The following is a 24,274-nucleotide window of genomic DNA, read 5'->3' as shown; positions in this document are numbered from 1 at the left end:
TCCTGGCAGGTTGGATTTTTACTTAAGGAAACTTCAAGCTGACCATCACGAAAAAGTTTCTACCCGGGGCGTACATTGGGATGTTTCCGGCTCGTATGGGCCTGGAAAGGTGCTCGTAGTAGGTCTCATTGAAGAGGTTTTGTGCTCCGGCTTTAACCAATACCATGCTGCTCAGAGGAAAGCTCAAGTCTAGGTCCAGGAGGCTAAAGCCGGGAGTTGTGCCTTCCCCAAAGGCCTCCGAAACTCGCTCCTGTGCTAATACATGCCTCAGGTTAAGTCCTGCCTGAAGTTTTCTTTCAAAGAAATGACCTCTTACTCCATATCGAAGATCCAATGGCGCAATCTCAGGAAGTGGAGCGTCCAAAATCAAGTCTTTTCCATAGGTATAGGCCACACCAAGAGAATGATTGAAACTTCCGCTTAGCTTTTGCTTGAAATTGAACTCAAACCCGGTCTTCATAGCTTCATCCACATTCACATACTGTCTTACACCGGGACTGGTCGCCAATCGAGGCTTCAGATCTGTTTTTACAGAGGAAATGTAGTCGGTCATATAGGATCCGAAAAGGGTTAGTTCCAAGGAGATTTTTTCACGGCCATAGCCTAAGACCACATCCAGTTCATTGTTGGTTTCAGGTTTGATCTGAGGGTCGCCTACAAGTTCCCAAGGATCCATACCCACAGCCAGGTAGTTGATGTATCGCTCTAAAAGGCTTCCGCTTCTTCGGACGCTTGCTGCCCAGATTCCCAGGCTAAATGCTTTTCCCAAATCTCGCTGTGCGCCGATGCTGATTCCGGGATTGAGTTGGGAGTTTTCTGTCTCGCTATGGATTTGGGTGAACTCCTCAGCAGGATTATTTGCAACCGCCTGATTCACTTCTAAACGACCGGAAGCACTGAAGACAGTTCCTCCTACAGGAATCAGGTAATTAGCGAAAAGTCCGGTTTTTCGGATCTGTGAATCTTGCCACAGGTTATCGTAAAATACTTTTCCTTTCATCGGCCCCATGGTAATGGCACGGGTTCGGGTACCGTCGGCTGATTCCTCTTTGAAATCTACACCGGCAAAAAGTTTTCCTTGAGAGAACTTCCATTCTCCTTCACTTCTGAATCCCCAGTTTTGTGTGATGGCAGGGGTGGAGGCGTCCATCATGCGTGGTTCGCGCAGCAGATTGTCCATCAGGTGATCCACTCGGGTGAAATACACGGAGTTGGTCCACTGGGCAAGAGGTTTGCCGGAAAAAGTCCGGGTGTGCATTAGACTTCCCATCCAGGTGTCATCAGTGCGCAAGTCCATTCCAAGAGAAGGGAAATCCACATCCCGGGCAAAGTTTCTATTGACCGATACTTGGAGCAAGTCCTTTGAAGTCGCTTGTAAATCCGCATATACTCCCAAAATTCCTCTCTTGAAATTGGCAGGGACTGGATTTCCGTCACCATCCAGGTAATCATTTCCTGTGGAATAGCTTCCCAACACGCCGATGTCATACTTCGCTCCCGCGAAACCCACTCGGGCATCATTTCTCCATACATCTCCATTGGTTTCAAACAGGGAAGAAACCCTTCCGTAGATTCCCGGAATGGAGGTGAAATCAGGGGCTTCCTGGATGTAGTTGATCGTGCCTCCCAGGCCAATTCCGTAGCGTAAGGCATGGGGCCCTTTGAGAATTTCTACTTCTTGGATCCGATTCAGGGCCACTTGGGAAGTAGGTGGATCCATGCGGTTAGGGCAGGCAGCATTGGCAGATTGGAGGCCATTGACCACGATATTGAGCTGATCGTATTTGAATCCTCGCATGACCGGATCAAAGGCAAAGCTGCTGCTTTTGCGTATCCCGGAGACTACCGGATCCAAACCGAGAATAGCCCCGGCGTCATGGTGAAGCCGCTCCTGATCGGAAATGAGAATTCTCTTGTCTTTCTCTTCGGTCATTTTCAGAGCAATCACCGATACAGGCTGAAGACCGTAAAGCTGTTCTTTCTGAGAAATGCTTCCTTTTTGAAGGGCTTGAGCTACTTCCAAAGGATCAAGCATCCAACTGCCATAGCTGAGATGGCTGAGGTAAAGCCAGCTCTCTTTATCAGTCAATAAGTAAATGGTGCCGCTTTCATCTGAAATTCCCTTTTGGAAGCCATAGCGGTAAGTGACTCCGGGGACTCCTTCGAGGGTGGTTTGATCAAGGATGCGGAGGGATTGTTTTTCCTGAGCAAAGGCAGGTATGAGGGTATGAAGTGCCAGGGCAAGGGCAAAAATCATCCTTGCAGCTGGCGAAATGAGCTTTTTCATGATAATGGATTTAGGAAATCAAAAGGGACTTTGTCCTGAATCGAGAGATTCCCGATTCTTTTCTGAAGAAAAAATCAGCGCTGAGGGGGATGGAAAAAATTCATTCCTAAATTCAAAGAGTGAAGCATTTGATGCCTTGGAGTATGCGCGATTTGATGATTTGCCTCGGGGATTAAGTCCAAACCTATCTCCCTACTTTTTGTCAAAAAGATCAGGTTTAGTTCTTCCAAGGTGATTTGGGCATCACTTTCGTTTTGGTCTTTGGCCTCAGAGAGCCGCTTGGAGAGTTCGCACTTTCCGTCACATTCGAGTTGTGGCTTGTCTTTGTTGACACAAAAAAGTGCGGTGATTTGCTCTCTGTCCAAATAAAACTGAACTTGAATCAGCGTGTATCCCATTCCATTGAGCAGGATGAGTACAATCAGGGCAATATGTAGCCAAGTTTTAGACACGGGTATGCAAAAATGTTTTGTTTTCGAGTTCCTTCGCGTGACTTCGGTTACGCCCGGGCTTAACTTTTTTGTTCTGGTTCATCTTCCAAAGAATTATTCCTGCCATCAGCAAAAACTGAATCAAAATCAAGTACCCATTCGCTACTCCCAATATTTTGCGCAGCTCATATTCACCGAGGATACTCGCCACAATCCTTCCCAAAAGACTAAGCTGAAAACCGATCCAAGTGATCCAAAGAACCGGATGATAAGGGGTCTCCCGGATCCCAAAAATTGTGGGGAAAATAATCGGAGCATGTGCCCAAATCATGGAAAAAGTAAATCCCAAAAAGAAGGTGTGAAGCATCAAGTCGTAGTATAAGGCCTGATTTTCCATTCCCATTACAATCAAGCCATGAATCCCCAGCCATAAGTACCCAACCTGCAATCCAATCCCGATATAGCGGAATTGGGCAGCTTTGCGTGAGGCCACCTTTGCCATGTCAAAAACCAACAACCATGCAGCAATCAATAGGGCTGAAATGCCCATAATCTCATTGCCCCAAGTGTGAAAGGGAACGATCAAGCCCACCGTGAATAGGGCAAGGAGGGATTTTAGGGCGTTTTGTGACCAGGACGGGACCGGTAAAAACTGACTTAATTCAAGCCGTTCACCCACAATAGTAAACAGGAGGAAGCCAATCCACCAAGTACTTCCCGCCGCAATCAATCCGGTCTGCCATGAAAGAAAATTGCCGATAAACCAGGAGACAGCGCCTCCATACAGCAACGCGGAGTGGAATTTTGGGTGCTTCAGGGTTTGCAGGTGCATAATCAAGCTTAGCCCGAGAGACCCTGTGGTCAATAGGAGCAAACCGACATCAGAGAGACCAAGGAGAAAAGCGAAAACTGAAATCCCGCTAAGGAAAGGAATCAAGAGCCATGTCTTTTTTGCCATGACCATGGCCCGCTCCAGAGAAATCAAAGTTCCCAAGAATCCACCCGTCATAATCAATCCGTGTTGACTTGCGGCTTCGGCAAGGGGGATGGCCGGGTAGCCAAGCCTGATCCAGCCTCCGGATATCCCGGCCACCAAACCCAAAAGAATAAAGGGGAGCAGGTAGAAGGCCTTGAATGAGGAGGGAATCATTTCTTTCAATCAGTTTATGCTCTGGTCAGGCTTTAAGGAAATGGCTTCGGGGAATAAAATATTATGCTCCAAGTGCATATGCTTCTGAAGATTTACATCAAATTCCTGAAGTAATGCAAAGGCTACTTTGTAGGTGTTGCAGGCATAAGAGGGAGGATTGTAATCATTTGAAAGTCTCCGGATCTCTTCCAAACACGCGCCTTCTTGAGCATGATCCTCCATTAATTGGTAGATCAATTCTCTTATTTTCTGGAAATTGGGGCTCAATAGCAGTTTTTTCCTCTCTCCGTCTGTGCAAATCTTGCGGATGAACGGAAAAACTATCAGTTCCTCCTGTTCTAAATGTCTTTTTAAATCTTCGGTGGAATCTTCAAAAAGGGCTTTGATTTTTTTGAGCTGAGGTTCATGGGCGCCGTGAACTTTGACGACTCGCTTCAGGAATTTCCGGATCAGTGGAATCCGTTCCCGGAGCATGGGGTGATGCTTATTTTCAATATAGTTCGCCAATAGGGTTAAAGGCCAACTCTTATAATCGAAGTGGTCCTCAGCAGGTTTGGTGAATGCTTCGATAAGTTTTTCAAACAAAAGGTGAGGGTCTGCCTTTTTTTGAGTGCATGCCTCCTGAATTGTCTGATCTCCTTTGCAACAAAAATCTATTCCGAAAGTCCGGAATACCAGAGCAGCTCTGTAATCCCTTGAGACTATTTCGCTTATGGGTAGTTCTGCGATGTTTTTCATATAATAAAGGATATTATTGTCCTCTTATTGAGGTTAAGAAAAGGGACGACGTCCCGGATTCTTAAACAAAACTACAAATCAATTATTAAAAGATAAAGATATCCTCTATTATTTTTTTCTCTATTTGGGAGATATTTTGCTTCCTAGACTTAGGGATGGATGGATTCCTCTGGAGAAATAATGTTAAATTCTGTAGATGACAATCGTTTTGAATTCAATCGCCTTCAAAATGTTAGGTGATTTTTTTTGAAAAAAAGCCATATTTGAATATTTAGGAGCGCTTTTTTGGCTAGTTGATTACTCAAGTTCTTGGACTGCCCAATTTATTTTTTTGACAATGAATTGAGGACATCTTGTTCCGGTAAAAAATCCATGATAAATATCATTCCGGAACCTAAGGAATATTAGTTCAGATTTTTTTCAGTTGGCTCGCTTTTTATTCAATATTAAAGGATAAAATAATCCCTTAATAAGATGAAATATGGAACAATATGTAATCAAAAGAAATGGAGAATATGAGCCCTTTGCCTCCTTTAAAATTGAAGATGCCCTGAAAAAAGGCTTTCATAGTGTATCAGAAGTCTATGATTCGGTAGTTTTTGATCGAATACTCGGCAGTTTGGCTTCCAAGACCACCTGGGCGGTTGAAGAGATTCAGGATTTGATCGAAAAGGAGCTTTTTCAGACGGGTTACTTTCAGGTCATGCGGTCCTTTATGCTCTACCGTCATACCCGAAAACTCCAGCGTGAACATGTGGCTGGACTCAACGAGGACACCACCTATGTGGACAGTACCCAGACAATCGAAGAATATATCCAGCAGACTGACTGGCGGATCAATGCTAACGCTAATACTTCCTACTCCAATGCCGGCTTGGTCAATAATGTGGCCGGAAAGATCATCGCCAACTATTGGTTGGACAAGGTTTACAATAAGGAGGAAGGCTATGCTCATCGCAATGGGGACATACATATTCATGATCTGGACTGCTTGACGGGCTATTGTGCAGGCTGGAGCTTGAGGGGCTTACTCAATGAAGGATTTAATGGAGTCCGGGGTCGGGTTGAAAGCCGTCCACCGGCACATTTTCGTGAAGCCCTGGGGCAAATGGCTAATTTTCTGGGGATCCTCCAAAGTGAATGGGCAGGAGCACAGGCGTTCAGTTCATTTGATACCTATTTGGCACCCTATGTATTCAAGGACCAGCTCAATTATAAGGAGATCGAGAAAGCCATTCGTTCTTTTGTCTATAATCTCAATGTTCCTGCGAGATGGGGTCAATCGCCTTTCACCAATGTGACACTGGACTGGGTAGTTCCCGAGGATCTGAAAGACCAGATGCCGACCAAGAGTGACCTGCATCTATTCCAGGGAATCGATTCTGATTTGTTGATGGAAAAGGCAAGAAAGCGGGGAGTGAATTCCCTGGAAGAACTTACTTACAAGCATTTCCAACCCGAAATGGAGCTGATCAACAAGGCTTACTACAGGATTATGACCCAAGGAGATGCGAATGGGCAGCCTTTCACTTTCCCCATTCCTACGGTCAATATCACTGAAGACTTTGACTGGTATGGACCCAATACGGATTTGCTGTTTGAAAATACGGCCAAAATAGGCTCTTCTTATTTTCAAAATTTCATAGGCAGTCAATATACGGTGGATGAGAATGGTCAAAAGATAGAAAACCCCAATGCCTACAAGCCCAATGCGGTTCGGTCGATGTGCTGTCGCCTTCAACTCGATTTGCGGGAGTTGCTGAAGCGTGGAAATGGGCTCTTTGGAAGTGCCGAGATGACCGGAAGTATCGGGGTGGTGACGATCAATATGGCACGCTTGGGTTATTTATACTCCGGAAATAAGGCTGGACTTTATGAGCGATTGGACTACCTGATGCAGATTTCCAAATCCACTTTGGAAAAAAAGCGGGTTTTCATCCAAGAAATGTACGACCGTGGGCTCTATCCTTACACTCAACGATATCTGAAGCATTTCCGAAATCATTTTTCGACCATTGGAGTGAATGGTTTGAATGAAATGATTCTGAATTATTCCCAGGGAAAAGAAGATATCACCGGCTACTTCGGACAAAATTTTGCCGCTGAGCTCCTTGAATACATTCGAAATCGCATGAAAGAATTCCAGGAAGAAACCGGCAACCTTTATAATCTCGAGGCTACTCCGGCAGAAGGTACCACTTACCGATTTGCGAAAGAGGATAAGAAGCGCTTCCCCGAAATCATCCAGGCTGGAATGGGGGAAAACATTTATTACACCAACAGCTCCCAAATCCCGGTGGACTATACCGACGATCCTTTTGAGGCCCTGTTGCTACAGGACGAACTCCAATGCAAGTACACCGGAGGTACCGTGCTGCACCTGTACATGAGGGAAAAAATCTCTTCGCCTGAGGCTTGTCGCCGACTGGTGAAGAAGGTGCTTTCCAACTTCAAGTTGCCTTACATCACCGTCACTCCGGTATTCAGTATTTGCCCGGTACATGGATACCTCAACGGCGAACATGAATACTGCCCGCATTGCGATGAAGCTCTACTCAATTCACTTAACCAAAAACCAATAAACTATGCAGACAAGCACTGAACCGATCCAAACCAAAGCGCTCCTCGATCAGCTTGAAGAAAAGCGCACAAAATGTCTCGTGTACACCCGCGTGATGGGCTACCACCGTCCCGTGGAGAGTTTTAACATAGGAAAAAAAGGTGAACACAAGCAGCGCACCCATTTCGTCGAATAGCCTGGAAAAGGGGAGACCTGTCTTCAGTATCTCCCCTTTTACAATGCTGGATTTTCCGGATCGCACAGCTTGCATCCTTTGGTTTGCCGGCTGCAACATGCGCTGTAGCTACTGCTACAATCCCGAGATCGTCCTTGGCAAAGGCAAGCTGAGTTGGGCTCATGTCAGGGAATTTCTGCAAAGCCGCCGGCACTTGCTGGATGGGGTGGTATTCAGCGGAGGCGAATGCACGATGCATCCTCAGTTGATTCCATTTGTCAGGGAGGTGAAAAAGATGGGGTTTGAGGTGAAAATCGACACCAACGGTAGCCGGCCTGAGGTAATTGGGCAGTTAATTACCGAAGATTTGCTGGACTATGTGGCCCTTGATTTTAAATCTTTACCGGAAAAGTATTGGGAAGTTACCCGCTCTGATTTGTTTTTGGCTTTCGAGAAAACATTGGAAATCATGGTCTCTTCTTCCGTTCCCTTTGAGGTTCGGACTACAGTTCATTCGGAGCAATTGAGGACATCCGACCTTGATGCCATGAACACCTGGCTAAGGGGGAAAGGCTATTTCGGAAGCTATTACTTGCAGCCTTTTCGGGGAGATAAGCAGACTCTTGGCGATTTGGGTGAGAGCAAAAAGCCAGGATTAAAAAGCGGGGTGGGGGTGTGGAGGAATTGAGTTTTCGAAGTGAAGCCCAAATTGCGGATTATTAAAGCTGTTTTTACACTACTTTGGCTCGACTATAGACAGAAATCCAAAGAGTGAAGCATTTATCTGGGAAAAGAACACTAACCAAGTTTTAGAGCCAGTTCAGTGTTACCTTTTGGTATGACTAATTGGTAAGCAGCCCAGTCCGAAAAATTGATCTTCGGAAGTGTGTAAATACTCTTTTGGAGAACTGAATCCATTAGGATTTCTCCTCCTTTGGCTGTTTCCTTGATTATTTTGGCTAAGAAATAACCAAATCCCTTCATCCTGGGGAGCCACTGCGCTGATCGCCAATATCGGGTCAGTGGAAGTCAGACAAATGGGGTATCTCTATATGATCAACCCATTGATGACAGGTGCTTTGACACTTTTTCTCTCCTCGGTATTGATCAATAACCTGTCGAAAAACCGTCTCTATTCCTACTATGATGTGAACATCCGGGAGCTGAGCTATTCAGATAAAATCTGGTTTTGGAAGAGGCTTTAAGTGGCAATTACCCAAAAAGGATCTTCCCCATTCTCCACAAATTTTTCCCGCACTTCCTGGGCTGCGATAGCTTCCAGTTGAGTGGAAGTGGCTTTTTCCTGAATGTCGGTAAATAGAATCCGCTCTTCAAATCGGATGTGTCTTTCCAGTTCCTCTTCAATTTGCCTGAGGGTTTTTTCGACATTTTTCCAATCGGAAAAGAGCCGTCTTAGGCGCTTATGCTCACTCAGGGCTTGCTTGACAAGCGGGTTATCCTCAGGCAGAATGGGGAAAATCAGTTTCTCCTCCTCTTCGAAATGGGCCTGTAGGTGATTTCCCCAAAACCATTCGCAATAGGTCTTCATTCGGTCGGGTTCAACTTCCAGTTTGAATCCCTGCCGGATTTTCCAGCAAAGTAGAAGCCCGTGATGGTGATCGTGGCTGAGGTGATGGAGAGCAGGGTGGCGTTTGAGGGGTGTGGGTTTTGCCATGTTCTAAGGTAAGTTAAGCACTGTTTCCAATTCCTATTTTAGCAAGAAAAAAGACGGACCCAAGAGATCCGCCCTTTTTGACCTTTGCTACTGATTGGAATTAATGAAGTTCGAGTTGAAGAATAGTCGGTGTCATTTTGATTTCTGATTTGACCGAATGGGAGATCAGGCAGGCTTTTTCGGCTTTTTCCAACACTTTTAGGCCCCGCTCTTCTTTTTCTCCCGGGCTGAGCGTGAGTTCGGGGAAGAGATGCACCTCAGTCATCATCCATTTTCCATCTTGCTTGGCCAGTGTTCCAGTGGCCTTGCAGGTGAATTTTTCAAATTTCAGATTGGAATGGTCAGCCACGGAGAGAAAGGTGGTCATCAAGCAGGAGCTGACTGCAGCGGTAAACAGGTGCTCTGGGGACCAAATGCCCGGTACTCCATGGGGAAATTCCGGTGGAGTGGCACATTCGATGAGGTTTTCGAGTTCGGGACTGCTCAGCTGTCCGATCCGTCCGTGATTCCACTCAAGGTTGACGGCATAGTCATGCGTAGGGTCGTGCATAGTTTAAGGGTAGTTGGAATTAATAAACTTCTACTTCTTTTCGCTCCTGATGGAAGCGGTTGAGAACAAAGGGTTGATCAGGTTTTAGGTTTCTGGCGCTTTTCAGAACCATCCAGGTAAGAGGCAAAACGCCTCCAAGGAGGAAAATGGAACCACCAACAATTCTCAGCCAAGTCATGGTTTGGAAAGGGGTGCTTTGGATGAATTCCTGGGATCGGGCAAACCAATACCCTTGATCCATCACCGTAAAGAGCTGATGCAATCCGGCTGGGAAGAGGTCGAGCACGACCATAAACACCAAGCCCAGATTGATCGACCAGAAGGAAACTTTGACCAAGCGGGGATTCCACGTATCGGACTTGGTCAGGTAGCGGAGGGCAAATAAGATTGCCGCAATGGATAAATTCCCATACACGCCCATCAAGGCTGCGTGCCCGTGATTGACGGTGAGATAGGTGCCGTGCTCGTAGTAGTTAGCGATGGGCAGATTGATGATCAGTCCAAAAACTCCTGCCCCGAAGAAATTCCAGAAATTGACCCCGAGGAGGTAGAGAAATACACCGGGCATGGCAAAAAGCGAAGAGCGACCAGTTTGATTGTTTTTATTGGCCAAAAGCTGGGGCATTCGCTGCATTCTCCAAGCTTCCAAGGTGAGCAAAATCAAAGGTACGACCTGAAGTGTGGAAAAGACCGAACCCAAAGCCAAAGTGCCTATAGGCTTGGCATTCCAGTAGAAATTGTGTGAAATCCCCAGCAATCCCGAACCCAAAAACAGCAACGCAGCAAGATAAACGACTTTGGTCACCGCCTGCCGATTGACCAAGCCCATCATCACCATCATGTAGCCGACGATGATCGTGGTGAACACCTCAAAGAAGGCTTCCACCCACATATGCACCACCATCCATCTCCAAAAATCGGCCACCACAAAGTTGGTCTCTGGACTGGCCACGAAACCGGATACCAGCAAAATTAAAATGCACACAACCGCATAGACCAGCCAATTGGGCAGTTCCCAGGGCTTGGCTTTGGCCATCACGCCTTTTAGTCCCCGATAGACAATCACGGCCCATAAGGCAAAAACCGCCAAAAGCATGTATTGATACAGTCTTCCCAGCTCCACAAATTCCCAACCTTGGTGACCCAACCATCTGGAGAGGTTGCCCAGCATTCCCATCGGGCCCATGTAAATTCCGATTACCGATCCGGCAACCAAAACAAAGAAGATGGCGAAAAGCAAATTGATCAGCCGGAGTTGACCTTTGGGCTCGCCTTTGGCCAAGAGAGGAAGTATAAAAAATGATATTCCTACCCAACAAGCTGAAATCCAATACAGGGAAACCTGAACATGCCAGCTGCGGGAAATCGTCACCGGAATCAACGCCTGAAGATCAAATCCAAAGAAAGATGTGAACCCCACAAAATCATGCACAGTGAGCACTCCAGCCAATACTTGGATCAAAAACAACAGAATGGCGACATAGAAAAACTTAAAGGTGGCCCGCTGGGTCGGTGTGGGTCGGAAAGTTCTCACTTTCTCCTCTGTTACCATTTCCGAGGCACCTTTGGCATAGTATTCTTCCGTCAGCTGCTCAAACTGCCCGTAGTAGTACATCACGGCTCCCAATCCAAGCACTAAGCCAAATAATCCCAAGATACTCCAAAGCATGGTGGAAGCGGTTGGGGTGTTGCCTGCCTCAGGGTCAAAGGGCCAGTTGTGGGTGTAGCTGTACGTTTCTCCTGGTCGGGATACGCTGCACACCCAAGCACCCCAATAGAAAAACTTGCTCAGTTGCTCGATTTCCTTGGGGTCCGTCAGATAGCCGGAAGGCTTGAAGGCTTCATGAAATTCCGGATCCCGAAAAACCCGCTGATAAAAGGTATTGATTTCATTGGCTGCAAAAGTTTGAGCATCACTCAATACAGCTTGATTGTCTTCCTCCCGGTACCGGTTTTCTTTGATTTCCTGCTTGACCAGTTCTTCGATACCCGCTTGGGCAACCGGATTTGGCTCGATTGGAGATTGCACCTTGTAAAACTTTTTCATGGACTCGGCCATTTCGTGCAGCGTTTGGGCGGTAAAGTCTGGTCCACGCAGAGCCCCGTCACCAAACATGCTTCCGTATTCCATCAGTGCATAGCGATGAAAAACCTCCTGTCCGGCCAAAATGTCTGCCTTCGAGATGACCACATTTCCTCTTGAATCCACATAATCCGGGATCGGAGGGGCTTCATTGTAGGTCTGATAGCCAATGAAAATCAAGCCGCTGATACTCACGGTGAAGATCAGGAGAAAGGGAAGCCACCAGTTTTTGGGCTTCATCAGGTAGGTTAGGAAGCTGGGTTCTGTCTTCATGGATGGGTGGGTAAAGGGTTATTTCATATTTAAGACTATTTATTCTTAATTAAGATAAAAAAATTTCATTCATCCAAGCGGACTTCTTGGGTTCGGATTTTTTCACCCAAAAGAGCCAGGCTGGTTTCGGAGAAGTTATGTTGGAGTTTCGTTTTCACCTCTTTCCAAAAATCATGCACAGGGCAGGGCTTAGCTGAGCCACAGTGGGGCAATCCGATCAGGCATTTGTCAAAGTAATCGTCTCCTTCTAGAGCCTTGATCACGTCGATCAGCATGATTTCCTCGGCAGGTTTTGCCAAGGCAATTCCTCCGGAAGGTCCTCTGTAGGAGGTGAGAATGCCCCTTTCGGTGAGTTCACGGAAGATTTTGGTGACGAAGTGAAAGGACAGACCCAAATCATCCGAGATCTGTCGGATGCTCAGATACTGATTTTCCGGTGGATAGGCTACCAGGTAAAGCAAGGCACGAAGACCGTATTTTCCGACTTGGGAGAGGGCTTTCAAGTGATAATCAATTGTTTTTTTTGAATGCCGATAAAAGATTTTTTCACGAGTGTGAGATGGAATCTTTCGGACACTTTAATCTATTTAAGAGTAATAAGTCCGAAAATAGAAGAAGTTTATTTACAATTCAAAACGCCATTTGATTTTTCCACCCGATTTTTTTTGATAAACTGAGGGTTTGTTAGTCAATTGCAAGCTGATATCCTTCCCTGAATCATTAATATGAATTTCCATTGGAGCCCTCTATTTAATCAGCTCGAAATCGGAGTTCTTCTCACGGACTCCAGATTTGGAGTCCTGCATGCCAATAGAGCTGCCGGGGAATTATTCGGAAAGGATATCTTGGGGATGGATTTCAGTACCTTTTTTCTCAATGTGGAGTGGTTTGGGGAAGGGTTTTTCAAAGAGGAGTTTTCAAAGAAATCCATCGTCACCCAAGTCAGAGTGGATGAATCCAAGGTGATGACCGTGAAGCTCCATTCTGAAAAAGTCGAATCCGAGGACCAGCTGATCTGGACAGTGACTCCGATCAAAACGATCGATGCGAAGGAGGATTTACCGACCAGATTTGCCTCTACCCATGTGGGGAATTGGGAGTATGATGTGACTAAATCCATACTTGAATTGGATGATGTGGCCAAATCCATCCATGGACTCAGGTTCAAAGATCAGTTGACACTCGATGAAGCCAAGCAGATGTATTCCTTTGGTAATTCCAAAAAGCAGATTTTCGATAGTTTTTCAGCTTGTCTGGTTCAGGGGAAGGCTTTCGATAGTGAATTTGAAATACTGGATGCCAAGGGGAATCACCGATGGATCAGATCCACGGGAAAGGCCCTTCGACAGGCCGATGGACTGATTACCAAGCTCTATGGGACGGTTCAGGATATCACGGATGTGCATGAGAAGTCCAGAATTTTTGAATCCGTGTCTGAGTTTCTGCCTGGCTTCGTGATTCGATATACCTCCCAAAATGAAGGTGAGGAAAAAGTGTCCTTCTATGGAAATAAAGTTCCCAAATACTTTTCGCTTTACAGTGATACGGTGTATGACGCCCACGTTTTTTGGTCTCAGTTGAAGGATGAAGATGCTGACATGTTAAAAGAAAAACTGCAGGCTGACACTTTGGACAGGGCTACTTTTTTTGCCGAGATCAATCTTGCCACACACTGCAATCTCCGGGTTTTTCAGACCTGGTGGACACTGAGGAGTACTAAAAAACGAAAAGTATGGGAGGCTGTTTTCCTGGATTTTACCGATCAGATGCGTGCCAGAAAGCAGCTGCTGAGATCTGACGAACGCTTCCAAAAGCTGGTCTCCAGTATGGATGATCTTATTTTTACTCTTGATCCGGAGTTTAGGCACACAGGGATTTTTGGGAAAAGTCTGGAGAAAACCGGCCTTACCGAGGAATTTTTCCTTGGAAAAACAGCCGCCGATATCTTTGGACCTGACGCCGCTTCAGTTCATCAGATTCCCAACCAAAAGGCATTCAAAGGGGAAAATGTCCAATACGAATGGTCTGTGGGATCGGGTCATGAACAGCGCTGGTTTCTTACCCGGTTGGTCCCTATGACGGAAGAGGATGGAAGTATTTTTGGGATCGTGGGAATCGCTACCGATATCACAGCCAAAAAGAAACTGGAAGTAGAAATGTCCTTGGCCAACGCCCGCTATGAGCTGGTCAATAAGGCGACCAATGAAGCGATTTACGACTGGGATTTGGAAAATGACGCACTTTTCTGGGGAGGGAGTTTTGACCGGATTTTAGGTCACAATGACCACGAGGGCCATATTTTTTCTATCAAAGATTGGGAAAGCTGGTTATATCCTGAGGATCTTCCCCGCATCAGTGCCAGTCTGGAAAAATTCCTGAATGATCCGTCCAAAAGTCAGTGGGTAGCTCAATATCGTATCAAAAATCATCGAAGACGCTACTTCTATGTCTTGGAAATGGGCTATGCAGTTCGCAACTCCCAAGGTGAGGTGGTCCGAATGATCGGTTCGATCCGGGATGTCAATCACGAGGTGATTCTTAAAAATCGTCTGAAATCTTCCTATCAGCGCCTCAGTGAATTTCGAAAAGCATTAGATCAAAGCACCAATATTATTTTGACGGACTTGGATGGGATAATTCTGGATGCCAATCAAAGTACAGTCGAGCTCTCGGGCTATTCCAAAGAAGAACTGATCGGCTCCCATACTCGGGTCAACCGCTCTGGATATCACCCAAAGGAGTTTTATCAAACGATGTGGAATACCATCAAAGCCGGAAAAGAGTGGAAAGGGGAACTGAAAAACCGCAGAAAGGACGGGTCGCATTATTGGGTGTTTACTACCATATTTCCGCTGAAGGATAAGTTTGGAAATGTGTATCGCTTCCTAGCCGTCCGCACGGATATTACCGAGCAAAAAGAGGCCCAGGAGAAGATTTTTCAGTCTTTCGAAAAAATCAAAGCCTCCGAAAAGAAATACAGCGATCTATTTCATTTTAGCCCCTTGCCTATGTGGGTTTTTGATTTGGATACCCTCCGGATGCTTGATGTCAATGAGGCCGCGCTGACCAATTATGGCTATGATCGGGATGAGTTTGTCGGAATATCGATTTTTGATTTTCGACCGGAAGATCAAGTGGGCACGATGAAGGAGTTTTTGGAGAAAAATCCGGGCAATTTTACCGTTTCCAAAGAAAAATTCATTCACCAAAAGAAATCAGGGGAGCAGATGATTGTTGAGATTTTTTCGATTCCCATCGAGTTTGAAGGGAAGTTAGCTCAGCTCGTACTGGCCAACGACGTGACCACTACCGTGCGCTATTTGGAAAAAGTGGAGGCCCAAAACAAAATCCTCAAGGACATCGCTTGGACGCAATCTCACATCGTGCGTGCGCCACTGGCGCGTCTGATGGCGATTGTCCAGCTGATCAAAGACGGGATTGTGGATCTCGACGAATTGAACCAATACCTAGGTTTATTGGATTCCTCTGCATTGGAATTAGATCAGGTGATCCGGGAGATCTCAGAAAAAGCGAATAAGCTGGAAAATTAATTCTCCAAAATTTTGCATCGGTTATTTTTGTTTTTATTTTTGTTAGTAAACACTAACTAACCAAAAAATGATCTCCGAGCGGCAAAAAGAAATCATCGATGCGGCGGGTAAAATCCTGACCGAATCAGGTATCGGAGGACTTACAACCAAGAAACTTGCATTGGAAATGGGATTTTCTGAGGCAGCGATTTATCGGCATTTTCCGAGCAAGGAAGCCATCACGCTAGCTATGCTGGAATATCTCCGGGAGAATATGCATGGTCGGCTTTCTGCCCTTAGTGCTAATCTGGGAGTAGAAGAGCGGTTCAAAGCTATTTTTTTCAGTCAGTTTTCCTTTTTTACCCGAAATCCCCACTTTGTTGTTGCTGTGTTTTCGGATGGGCTTTGGGAAGAAAGTGACCAAATCAATCAGGCCATTTTGGCTTTGATGCAGACCAAAATGGCGTTTTTGCTGCCTTTGATTACGGATGGTCAAAGTAATGGGACTTTCAAGTCGGATGTTTCTGCAGAGCAATTGGTGCATTTGGTGTTGGGGGCATTTCGCCTTCAAATGTTCAAATGGAGAGTATCCGGATTCAGCTTTGACTTGAATGCATCGGGCACCCAACTTATCGAATCAATTTTAACCGTGATTAAGAACTAAAAAAATTTAACTCTAAATGTTAGTAAATACTCACAAACAAATCTTCCTTTATCTATTTCTCTTCCTTTTGATAGGAGAGATCAAAGCACAGGAATGGACTCTTCGGCAGAGTATCGATTCGGCGATGCAATACAATAAGACGTTGCAAATGGCTGTTAATCAGAGTTCTTCTGCTGAGTTGAAAAATCAGGAATCCAAGAGTCAGTGGCTGCCCAAAATCATGGCGAGTGCTGACTATAAATATTTCACGCAACTTCCCTATCAGATTCTTCCCCAAGCTGCTTTTGGTGGACCTGAGGGAGTGTTTCGTGCCGTGCAGTTTGGCGTGCCGCATACCATCATGGGCAATCTCAATCTTCGCATGCCCATCTACGATCCGCAGTTGATGGCTGGAATTCAGGTTTCGGAATCTTTTCAAGAGTTGAGCAAGTGGCAGCAGGTCAGAACCGAAGAGCAGATTTATCTGGAAGTATCCAACCTCTACTTCAATGCACAGATCGTGAAAAATAAGCTGACTTTTCTCCAAGACAATCAAGTCAATGGGCAAAAGCTTGAGAGGAATGTGCGTTTGCTTTATGAACAGAAGCTTTCCAGCCGAACCGATTTGGACAAAGTGATCCTTCAAAATCAGCAGCTGGAATCCCAGATTTTCCAGCTTCAAAGTCAATATGTGACGATCCTTCAGCAGCTCAAGTTGGTCATCGGTCTGCCGCTAGATCAATCCATCGAAGTGGTGTCAACGATTCAAATCGAGGAATCCGAAATTCCCAATCCAGGGCTGACCTCAGACCTTCGGATTCAGGAAGTGCGAGAGAAAATGCTCGGACAAGAACTCAAAGCCATCAAAAATTCCCGGATTCCCAGTATAAACTTAGTTGCCAACTATGGCACCACAGGCTTTGGATACCGTGGAGAGCCGGAGTCCTTTTTGGATTTCTATCCACAGAGTTTTCTGGGAGCACAGGTGAGTTTTCCAATTTTCAACGGGACAGTCACTTCCAAGAAAATCCGCCAAAAGGAACTCGAACTCACCAATGCCAGCCTTCAGAAATCCCTGATAGCCGATCAGACTCGAGTGCAATATGAAGCTGCATTGCGACTGCAGGCTACTGCTAAAAAGCAAATCGAAACGACCCAGTATCAGATCGGACTAGCTCAGTCCATTTACGATAAGTCCATCCTTTTGCAGCAGGAAGGATTAGCCACCTTGACCGATATTCTTCTTGCCGATCAATCCCTTCGATCTGCTCAACAAGCCCATCTCGATGCGATGGTCGAGTACCTCAGAGCCACCCTCGAACTCAAAAAATCATCTGCTACTCTACTCAATTGATTGAACAATGAAAAAGATACTCATTTATATCATCCCATTGGCCCTCTTCGCAATTGTAGCGGTCCGGCTGGTATCCAACAAGAAAACCACCCAAGAGCGGGTCTATGTCTATGACAAAGAACAAACCGTTCCCGTTTTTGCGGTAAAAGTGTCCGAAGGTCAGCTGGATAATCAGCGGGGCTTTTCCGGGGTGATTGAGCCGATCCGCGAAAGTAAAATCAGTGCCGAAGTACAGGGAAAAGTGACCCGAGTGGCTGTGGAAGTCGGTCAGAAAGTAGCGGCTAATCAGGTACTGGTGCAGCAGGATGTGGCTTTACTTCAGCTGCAGCTCAAGGCAGCCGAGGTGCAAAAAGGCGGTCTCGAAGCGGATCTCAAGCGGTATCGGATATTGGTCGAAAATGAAGCTATTCAGGGGATTCAGCTCGAAAAAACAGAGCTAGCCTTGGCAGGATTGGAAGTCCAACTGGCCACCTTAAAAGAACAAATCGCCAAATCATCGATCCGAGCTCCTTTTGGGGGAATCGTCACCGCTAAAATGACCGAGGCCGGAGATTTTGCTGCGCCTGGAAAGCCTTTGATTCAGGTGACAGATCTCAGTCGGGTAAAGTTGACAGTTCAGATTCCTGAAAGCGGCCTGAATTATTTCCAGTCAGGCAGCTCGCAGCTTGTCACGATTAATTCACTTTCTAAGGAAATCCCCGCACAAGTGACTTTGGTGGGAAGTAGAGGATCCATTGGCAACAGCTTTCCGGTAGAGTTGACCTTTGAAAATACTCCGGATCAAGCTGTGAAAGCAGGGATGTTTGGTGAGGTTGTGGTGAAAAACGGAGAAAATTCAGGAGGATTGATTATTCCTTCTTCGGCTTTGGTGGGTTCCGAATTTGAGCCTCAGGTCTATGTGATTCAGGATGGAAAAGCCAAACTCCGAGCTATCCAAATCGCGAAGCGAGTGGGTGATCAACTCCTTTTGAAAAGCGGAATCAAACCCGGTGATGTGGTCATTGTCGGTGGCTTGGTCAATGTATTTGAAGGAGCAAATGTGGAACCCAATTTTTCTTCTGAGCGATGAACATTACCTCCATATCCATCAATCGGCCCTCGCTGATCATCGTAATGTTCAGTTTATTTGTCCTCTTGGGATACATTGGCTTTACCAATCTGTCCTATGAACTGATGCCGGATTTCAATCAGCCGGTGTTGGTCATCAAGACGGGCTATCCCGGTGCTTCGCCCGATGAGGTCCAGTCTTCAGTGTCAGAGAAAATCGAGGACGCACTATCCAACTTAGAGGGCGTAGATTATCTGGTCACCAAGTCCATGCCCAATGCTTCAGTCGTGATTGCCAACATGAATTATGGAGTCGATCTCGATCAGGCCATGCAGGATGCGCAGCGCTACATGGACAATATTTCCAAGGACCTGCCGGAGGATGTGCTTTCTCCGGTGATGACCAAGGTTTCGCCCAATGATCTTCCGATCATGTCCATCACTTCTACCAGCGACTTGGAATCCAAGGTGTTTTATCAGAAAATGGTGGATGATTTTATCCCTCAGATTCAGCAATTAAAAGGAGTCGCAGAAATCACCGTGCTCGGAGGAGAGCAGCGGGAGATTCAGGTCAAAGTGAATCCTGAAAAGTTGCGGTACTACCAGATTTCCCTTCCTCAAGTGGTGGAAGCGATCAATCGAGCGGGCTTGGATGTGCCTGCCGGAAATGTGCAGACAGATCAGATTCAAAATGCGGTACGTCTGAGTGGCAAGTTCAGTGATTTGGAAGAAATCGAGCAGGTTCAAGTCGCGATGCCCATGCCGGGTTCTCCGATCTATGTTCGGGATTTGGCGGTGGTCAAAGATGGTACCAAGGAAATCACTTCGGTCAGCCGATTCAACGGCAAGGAAGGAATCGGTCTTTTGCTCAAAAAGCAAGGAGATGCCAATGCAGTGGATGTTTCGAAAGCTGTCCGGGACAAACTTTCCCAAATCGAAACACAATATGAGTCAGCAGGTGTGTCTTTTGTCATCGCTGATGACAGCACCGACAATACCATCGCTGCAGTAAATGCTGTGGTTTTTGACTTGGTTTTAGCAGTGATCTTGGTGGCTTTGGTCATGCTCCTCTTTTTGCGAAGCTTCAGAAATTCCCTGATCGTATTGGTCGCTATTCCCACTTCCTTGGTGACCGCTTTTGCGGTGATGTGGCTTTTGGGCTATACGCTCAATCTGATGACTTTGCTTGCTATGTCTCTGATTATCGGGATTTTGGTGGATGATGCGACGGTGGTTTTGGAGAATATTCAGCGCCATTTGGATATGGGAAAAGACAAGAAGTCGGCGGCTATGGATGGTCGGATGGAAATTGGCTTTTCAGCGCTGTCCATCACACTCGTGGACGTAGTGGTTTTCTTACCGATCCTGTTCCTTCAGGTTTTTGTAGCCGATATGCTCAAGCAGTTTTCGGTAGTGGTGATTACCTCGACCATGACCAGTTTGCTGGTTGGGTTTACGCTAACACCCTGGATGGCTTCCCGTATTGGCAAGGCTGAGGATCTGAGTCCTACTAATGCTTTTAACCGATTTTTGATTGGCTTTGAGCATCAGTTGGACCGGTTTATTGCTTGGTATGGCCGACAGTTGACTTGGGTGCTAAATCATAAGTTGGCTTTCACCGGTATAGTCATTCTGCTTTTCGTGATCACTGGTGTCATGATGAAGCAGGGGATTATCGGTAAGGAACTGATTGCCACCGGAGATCAGGGCAAGTTCAGACTCTATTTGGAATACGATAAATCCACAAGTGTCAAAGAAAATAACCTCCGCACGCTTCAAGTCGAGCAGTTTCTTTTGCAACTGCCTGAAGTCTCCACGCTTTTTAGCAATGTGGCAGGTCCCACTACCGGCATTGGTAGTTTGGGTGTGGGATTGCCTTATAAGTCAGAATTGACCGTTCAGCTTTTGGACAAAAAGGAAATTGGGGGGCTTACTACCGAAAAATTCATGAAAGAAGTCCGGGAAGAACTCAAGCGGACTTTTCCCGGAATCAGTTTCTCGATGACTGCTTTGGGGCTTGTTCCCCGTTCGGCCCCGATTGAAATGACGCTCAGCGGACCCGATCAGGAGCAAGTAATGCAGGTGGCGAAGGATTTGGCCTTGGTGCTGGAGAATATCCCCGGAGCGGATTACGTCAAATTATCGGTTGAAGAGGGAAGTCCCGAGTATCAGGTTATCCCCGATTCGGACAAATTGCAGCGATTGGGTTTGTCCAATGCCATGTTAGGCTTGACACTCCGCAATGCTTTTGCAGGCAATGAAGACGCGACCCTAACCGAATCAGGTACCGAATATCCCGTACGAATTCAGTTGGATAATTTCAACAGGCAGTCGTACGAGGATGTCAAAAACTTCCAGTTGATTAATTCTAAAGGAATGCCGATTGTGCTTTCGCAGGTGGCGGATGTGGTTCAGGCAGACTCTCCTTCGCTTTTGGAAAGAAAAGACCGACAGCCTGCGGTGACTTTGACTGCCGATGCCTTGGGAAGACCTTCTGGCACGGTAGCGGATCAGGTGGTGGCATATCTTAAAGAGCATCCACTTCCCGAAGGAATCAGCCTGGTATGGGGTTCAGATATCAAGCGGCAAAATGACAGTTTTGGTGCTTTGGGACAGGTTTTGTTGATTTCGTTTTTGCTGATCTACCTGATCATGGTCGCGTTGTATGACAGCTTTGTGTATCCGTTTGTGGTCTTGTTTTCTATCCCGGTGGCAGTCATAGGAGCGATGCTGGCACTCAACCTGACGATGAATAACCTGAGTTTATTTGCTCTTTTGGGGTTGATTATGCTGATGGGCTTGGTGGCCAAAAATGCAATATTGATCGTGGATTTTGCCAATCAGCTGAAGGAAAAAGGAATTCAGACCCGGGAAGCGCTGATTGAGGCCGGGAAAGGGAGGATGCGTCCCATTCTAATGACTACCCTATCAATGGCGATCGGAATGCTGCCTATAGCTCTTGCTAGTGGTACTGGGAGCGAGTGGAAAAATGGTCTCGCGTGGGTGATCATCGGTGGATTGATTTCTTCCTTGATTTTGACAGTTTATCTCGTGCCAATGGTCTATGAATCTATCGATCGATTAAAGGATAAATTTCAAAAACGGAAAAAAATTCAACCGATTAGTCCGGTGTCTTCCGACTAAGATTTAGCTTAATTCAACTGTGGCGGTGCCTTGGGGACTACGCTTAGCGTCTTGGAAGCAAACAAAATCGCCTGAACTATCAGCACCATTACAACTAAGAGGGCGATTTCGAGTTGAGAGTGTGCAGCATCGGAGGAGAAGATTTGGCCCGATCTACTGATTAGATTTTGAGCTTCTTTGACTTGGATTTCGGAAAGGATTTTCAGTTCAGTCAGGGCTTCCTGTAGGGTTGCTTGACTATTCTTCCTTTCCGGGATCCCCTGGAAAATGGCCCAAGTCATTTTTTCAAATCGGTCAAAATGAATTTTTTCTTCTTTGGTGAGTTGGGTCTCCAGATAGTTAAGGTTGATTTGTTCGATTTTCTGCCAATGCGAATAAAGAAGGGATTCTTGAAAATCAGAACCGCTTTCCAAAATCAGTCCAATCGAATGAAGTTCGTCCGAGAGCTGCAAAATGTAGCTCTCGGCGATCAATCTATCCTGATACATCGAATCAAGAACCTTCTGTAGTTCACGGGATTGGGACCGCTCGCTGAGGTTGTTGACCAAAATCAGACAGATCAGCCCTGTCAAAAGCAGGGAGATCTTGGCTTTTCCGCGTATTTGGTAAGTCCATTTCATTTCAGGATTGTTTCGGTGGCAGAGGTCGATCTGAGTGGTTTTTCAACCCGGATGATTTGTAGCTTTTTCAGTCCACCTGGAAGAGTCCATTCCACAGTCATGCCTTGCCTGAAGCCGATCAGTGCCACCCCGAGCGGACTGAGAATGGAGATTCTGTTTTGCTTGAGGTCTGCTTGATGAGGCAACACAAGCTGCAGGTTCATGAATTTACCACTCAGGAGTTCCAGCACCTCAAATCGGGAGTTGAGTTGGATGATGTCTTCTGAAATTGCTTCATCAGAAATGATTTCGGCAGATTTGATCTCTTTTTGGAGAAGACTTACTTCTTTTCCTTTCAGACGGGAAGGAAGATTTTGGAGTAGGGAATGGATAGTTTTATAGTCTGAGTTTGTCAGAATAGGTTTCATCAGTAGTAATTTTTGAAAGGTATAGGTAGCCACACCACTGCGGTTACCTGCTGGAAAATTTGGAGCGTGATTTAGCCCTCCGTTTAGAATACGGAGGGAAAAGTGATAAAAGCCCTACTGTGACACACTACCATCCTCTTAACCCAGTTCATGAAAGAACCTTCTACGGGCGAAAAGTGGGAAGATGGAAGTTGATGAGTTTTCATATTGATTTTAAGGTAAGCAAAGTTACCACAATATCCCATCGTTTGCTAGAGGATGTAATTCTGATGCCAACTCGAATTGGGAGATGATGGCAACACGGTGGCAGGGTGGAATTTTTTTAAAAAATATTACAGGATATTTTTATCCTTTATTAAAATTCATATACATTTGGGATAACAATTCAGCACGAGATGTTTTCCAAAGCCTGTAAATACGCCATCAACTCTATGGTTTTCCTGGCCACACTGCCGGAAGGTCAGGAGCGTGCAGGTCTCAAGGACATTGCTTTTGCGACCAACTCCCCGGAAGCATTTACTGCCAAAATTCTCCAGACTCTGGTCAGAGAAAATCTGCTTTTGTCGATCAAAGGGCCTAATGGAGGCTTTGAAATCAGCGAAGAGGGTCGTAAAACTCCCCTTTATCGCATCGTACAGGTGATTGATGGCGACTCCATTTTTACAGGCTGCGCACTTGGCCTTCAAGAGTGCTCGGAGAAGCACCCCTGTGCAGTCCATCACAAATTCAAAGCTATCCGGGATCACCTGACCGGTATGATGATGACCACCACACTTCAGGATATGGCATTGGGCATAAATACCGGAATCAGTTTCTTAAAGACATAAAAACACCTAATTAAAAGATAATTAAATCCCTTAATTTCCAAGCAAAATGGCAACTATCGAAGAGAAAAAAGTAGGCAAAATCGTAGCGGAAAACTTCCGAACTGCAAAAGTTTTCACGGAGTATGGGATTGACTTCTGCTGCAAAGGCGGAATCAAACTCTCAGATGCCTGTAGTACGCGGGGCCTGAATGTAGATGAAGTAGTCGAAAAACTGGAAACTATCATGCAAGTGGCCGACCAAAGTCCCTATCAGGAAATGTCCCTCAGTCAATTGATCGATCATATCGTGGGTGTTCACCATAAGTATGTGGAGGAGACTATTCCGGCATTGAAGTTTTATGTGGAAAAAATTGAGCGGGTTCACGGAGACCGTCATCCGGAATTAACACTCATCCGCCAAGAGTTTTTCGAAGCCGCAGATGCGCTAACCATCCATATGAGAAAGGAGGAATTTGTGCTCTTCCCTTACATCAAAGCGATGGAAGAGGCCAAAACCAACAGCTTCCCGCTTTCAAAGCCACATTTTGGACATATCGAAAACCCGATATCCATGATGGAGGAAGAGCATGACACGGAAGGGGAGCGTTTTCGAAGAATTGACTCCTTGACACAGGGTTATACTGCGCCAGCGGATGCCTGTCAAACTTACCGGGTAGCATTTTCTATGCTGCAGGAGTTTGAGCAGGATTTACATACCCATATCCACTTGGAAAACAATGTGTTGTTTCCAAAAGCTATGGTGCTTTATTCAGAATTAAATTCTTAAATTATAACATCCTT

21 protein-coding genes are annotated in these 24,274 nt (G+C 46.0%); 11 read left to right on the top strand and 10 right to left on the bottom strand.

The window, feature by feature from the left end; genetic code table 11:
• Positions 1-22: 22 nt before the first annotated feature.
• The 4 genes from AAA942_RS07645 to ric (AAA942_RS07630) all read right to left on the bottom strand — a co-directional run bounded on the left by AAA942_RS07645 (position 23) and on the right by ric (AAA942_RS07630) (position 4,606).
• Entirely contained in the window at positions 23-2,287 is a 2,265-nt protein-coding gene (locus AAA942_RS07645) for a TonB-dependent receptor domain-containing protein (RefSeq protein ID WP_338219647.1), read from the bottom strand.
• Between the two features lie 74 nt (positions 2,288-2,361).
• Positions 2,362-2,739, bottom strand: coding sequence for a hypothetical protein (locus tag AAA942_RS07640; protein WP_274670933.1), 378 nt, complete (start codon positions 2,737-2,739; stop codon positions 2,362-2,364).
• Complete coding sequence (locus tag AAA942_RS07635) at positions 2,732-3,868, bottom strand: hypothetical protein (protein WP_338219646.1); 1,137 nt, start codon at positions 3,866-3,868, stop codon at positions 2,732-2,734. Before AAA942_RS07635 ends, AAA942_RS07640 begins: the two co-directional genes overlap by 8 nt.
• A gap of 9 nt (positions 3,869-3,877) precedes the next feature.
• Positions 3,878-4,606 (bottom strand): iron-sulfur cluster repair di-iron protein, encoded by a 729-nt coding sequence (gene ric, locus AAA942_RS07630; protein ID WP_338219645.1) that lies wholly within the window; start codon positions 4,604-4,606, stop codon positions 3,878-3,880.
• Between the two features lie 481 nt (positions 4,607-5,087).
• Here ric (AAA942_RS07630) and AAA942_RS07625 point away from each other — a divergent pair, with 481 nt between their 5' ends.
• The 4 genes from AAA942_RS07625 (at position 5,088) to AAA942_RS07610 (ending at position 8,546) form a co-directional block, all read left to right on the top strand.
• The gene (locus AAA942_RS07625; RefSeq protein WP_338219644.1) at positions 5,088-7,208 is read left to right on the top strand and encodes a ribonucleoside triphosphate reductase; all 2,121 of its coding nucleotides are present in this window, start codon (positions 5,088-5,090) and stop codon (positions 7,206-7,208) included.
• Entirely contained in the window at positions 7,192-7,362 is a 171-nt protein-coding gene (nrdD, locus tag AAA942_RS07620; protein ID WP_338219643.1) for an anaerobic ribonucleoside-triphosphate reductase, read from the top strand. Before AAA942_RS07625 ends, nrdD begins: the two co-directional genes overlap by 17 nt.
• A 43-nt stretch (positions 7,363-7,405) precedes the next feature.
• On the top strand, positions 7,406-8,029 hold the full coding sequence (locus tag AAA942_RS07615) for an anaerobic ribonucleoside-triphosphate reductase activating protein (RefSeq protein ID WP_274670943.1): 624 nt from the start codon (positions 7,406-7,408) through the stop codon (positions 8,027-8,029).
• Positions 8,030-8,315: 286 nt separating this feature from the next.
• Positions 8,316-8,546, top strand: a complete 231-nt coding sequence (locus AAA942_RS07610) for an HPP family protein (protein WP_084438838.1) — start codon at positions 8,316-8,318, stop codon at positions 8,544-8,546.
• On the opposite strand, the gene AAA942_RS07605 is transcribed toward AAA942_RS07610, so the two are convergent.
• From AAA942_RS07605 to AAA942_RS07590, 4 genes are all read right to left on the bottom strand, one after another.
• Positions 8,543-9,016, bottom strand: a complete 474-nt coding sequence (locus AAA942_RS07605; RefSeq protein ID WP_338219642.1) for a hemerythrin domain-containing protein — start codon at positions 9,014-9,016, stop codon at positions 8,543-8,545. The genes AAA942_RS07610 and AAA942_RS07605 overlap by 4 nt on opposite strands.
• Positions 9,017-9,116: 100 nt before the next feature.
• A complete protein-coding gene (locus tag AAA942_RS07600; RefSeq protein WP_287935953.1) occupies positions 9,117-9,566 on the bottom strand; it encodes an OsmC family protein in 450 nt (149 codons plus the stop codon).
• Positions 9,567-9,585: 19 nt separating this feature from the next.
• On the bottom strand, positions 9,586-11,922 hold the full coding sequence (locus AAA942_RS07595) for a nitric-oxide reductase large subunit (protein ID WP_338219641.1): 2,337 nt from the start codon (positions 11,920-11,922) through the stop codon (positions 9,586-9,588).
• Between the two features lie 65 nt (positions 11,923-11,987).
• A complete protein-coding gene (locus AAA942_RS07590; protein ID WP_274670940.1) occupies positions 11,988-12,425 on the bottom strand; it encodes an RrF2 family transcriptional regulator in 438 nt (145 codons plus the stop codon).
• Positions 12,426-12,647: 222 nt separating this feature from the next.
• On the opposite strand from AAA942_RS07590, the gene AAA942_RS07585 reads away from it, so the two are divergent.
• The 5 genes from AAA942_RS07585 to AAA942_RS07565 all read left to right on the top strand — a co-directional run bounded on the left by AAA942_RS07585 (position 12,648) and on the right by AAA942_RS07565 (position 21,640).
• Positions 12,648-15,473 carry a PAS domain S-box protein gene (locus AAA942_RS07585; RefSeq protein WP_338219640.1) on the top strand — a complete coding sequence of 942 codons (2,826 nt, stop codon included), beginning with the start codon at positions 12,648-12,650 and terminating at the stop codon, positions 15,471-15,473.
• Positions 15,474-15,540: 67 nt separating this feature from the next.
• Positions 15,541-16,116, top strand: coding sequence for a TetR/AcrR family transcriptional regulator (locus tag AAA942_RS07580; RefSeq protein WP_338219639.1), 576 nt, complete (start codon positions 15,541-15,543; stop codon positions 16,114-16,116).
• A 16-nt stretch (positions 16,117-16,132) separates the two neighbouring features.
• Positions 16,133-17,449, top strand: coding sequence for a TolC family protein (locus tag AAA942_RS07575; protein ID WP_338219638.1), 1,317 nt, complete (start codon positions 16,133-16,135; stop codon positions 17,447-17,449).
• A 7-nt stretch (positions 17,450-17,456) separates the two neighbouring features.
• Positions 17,457-18,518 (top strand): efflux RND transporter periplasmic adaptor subunit, encoded by a 1,062-nt coding sequence (locus AAA942_RS07570; RefSeq protein WP_274670950.1) that lies wholly within the window; start codon positions 17,457-17,459, stop codon positions 18,516-18,518.
• Positions 18,515-21,640: an efflux RND transporter permease subunit gene (locus AAA942_RS07565; RefSeq protein ID WP_338219637.1), complete on the top strand. Its 3,126-nt coding sequence runs from the start codon at positions 18,515-18,517 to the stop codon at positions 21,638-21,640. The genes AAA942_RS07570 and AAA942_RS07565 overlap by 4 nt, the downstream gene beginning before the upstream one ends.
• Positions 21,641-21,648: 8 nt before the next feature.
• Here AAA942_RS07565 and AAA942_RS07560 read toward each other — a convergent pair whose 3' ends face one another.
• Complete coding sequence (locus tag AAA942_RS07560) at positions 21,649-22,260, bottom strand: hypothetical protein (RefSeq protein ID WP_274670952.1); 612 nt, start codon at positions 22,258-22,260, stop codon at positions 21,649-21,651.
• Positions 22,257-22,667 (bottom strand): GreA/GreB family elongation factor, encoded by a 411-nt coding sequence (locus AAA942_RS07555; protein WP_274670953.1) that lies wholly within the window; start codon positions 22,665-22,667, stop codon positions 22,257-22,259. Before AAA942_RS07555 ends, AAA942_RS07560 begins: the two co-directional genes overlap by 4 nt.
• Positions 22,668-23,062: 395 nt before the next feature.
• Between AAA942_RS07555 and AAA942_RS07550 the strand changes: the two genes are divergently transcribed.
• Together AAA942_RS07550 and ric (AAA942_RS07545) are read left to right on the top strand one after the other, a co-directional pair.
• Positions 23,063-23,494, top strand: coding sequence for an RrF2 family transcriptional regulator (locus AAA942_RS07550; RefSeq protein ID WP_274670954.1), 432 nt, complete (start codon positions 23,063-23,065; stop codon positions 23,492-23,494).
• A 46-nt stretch (positions 23,495-23,540) separates the two neighbouring features.
• Complete coding sequence (gene ric, locus AAA942_RS07545) at positions 23,541-24,260, top strand: iron-sulfur cluster repair di-iron protein (RefSeq protein WP_338219636.1); 720 nt, start codon at positions 23,541-23,543, stop codon at positions 24,258-24,260.
• Positions 24,261-24,274: the final 14 nt, after the last annotated feature.

Source organism: Algoriphagus sp. oki45, assembly GCF_036245605.1.
Classification (GTDB): domain Bacteria; phylum Bacteroidota; class Bacteroidia; order Cytophagales; family Cyclobacteriaceae; genus Algoriphagus.
The sequence above is the reverse complement of the archived record's forward strand: the minus strand, read 5'-3'. Positions and strand labels throughout refer to the sequence as shown.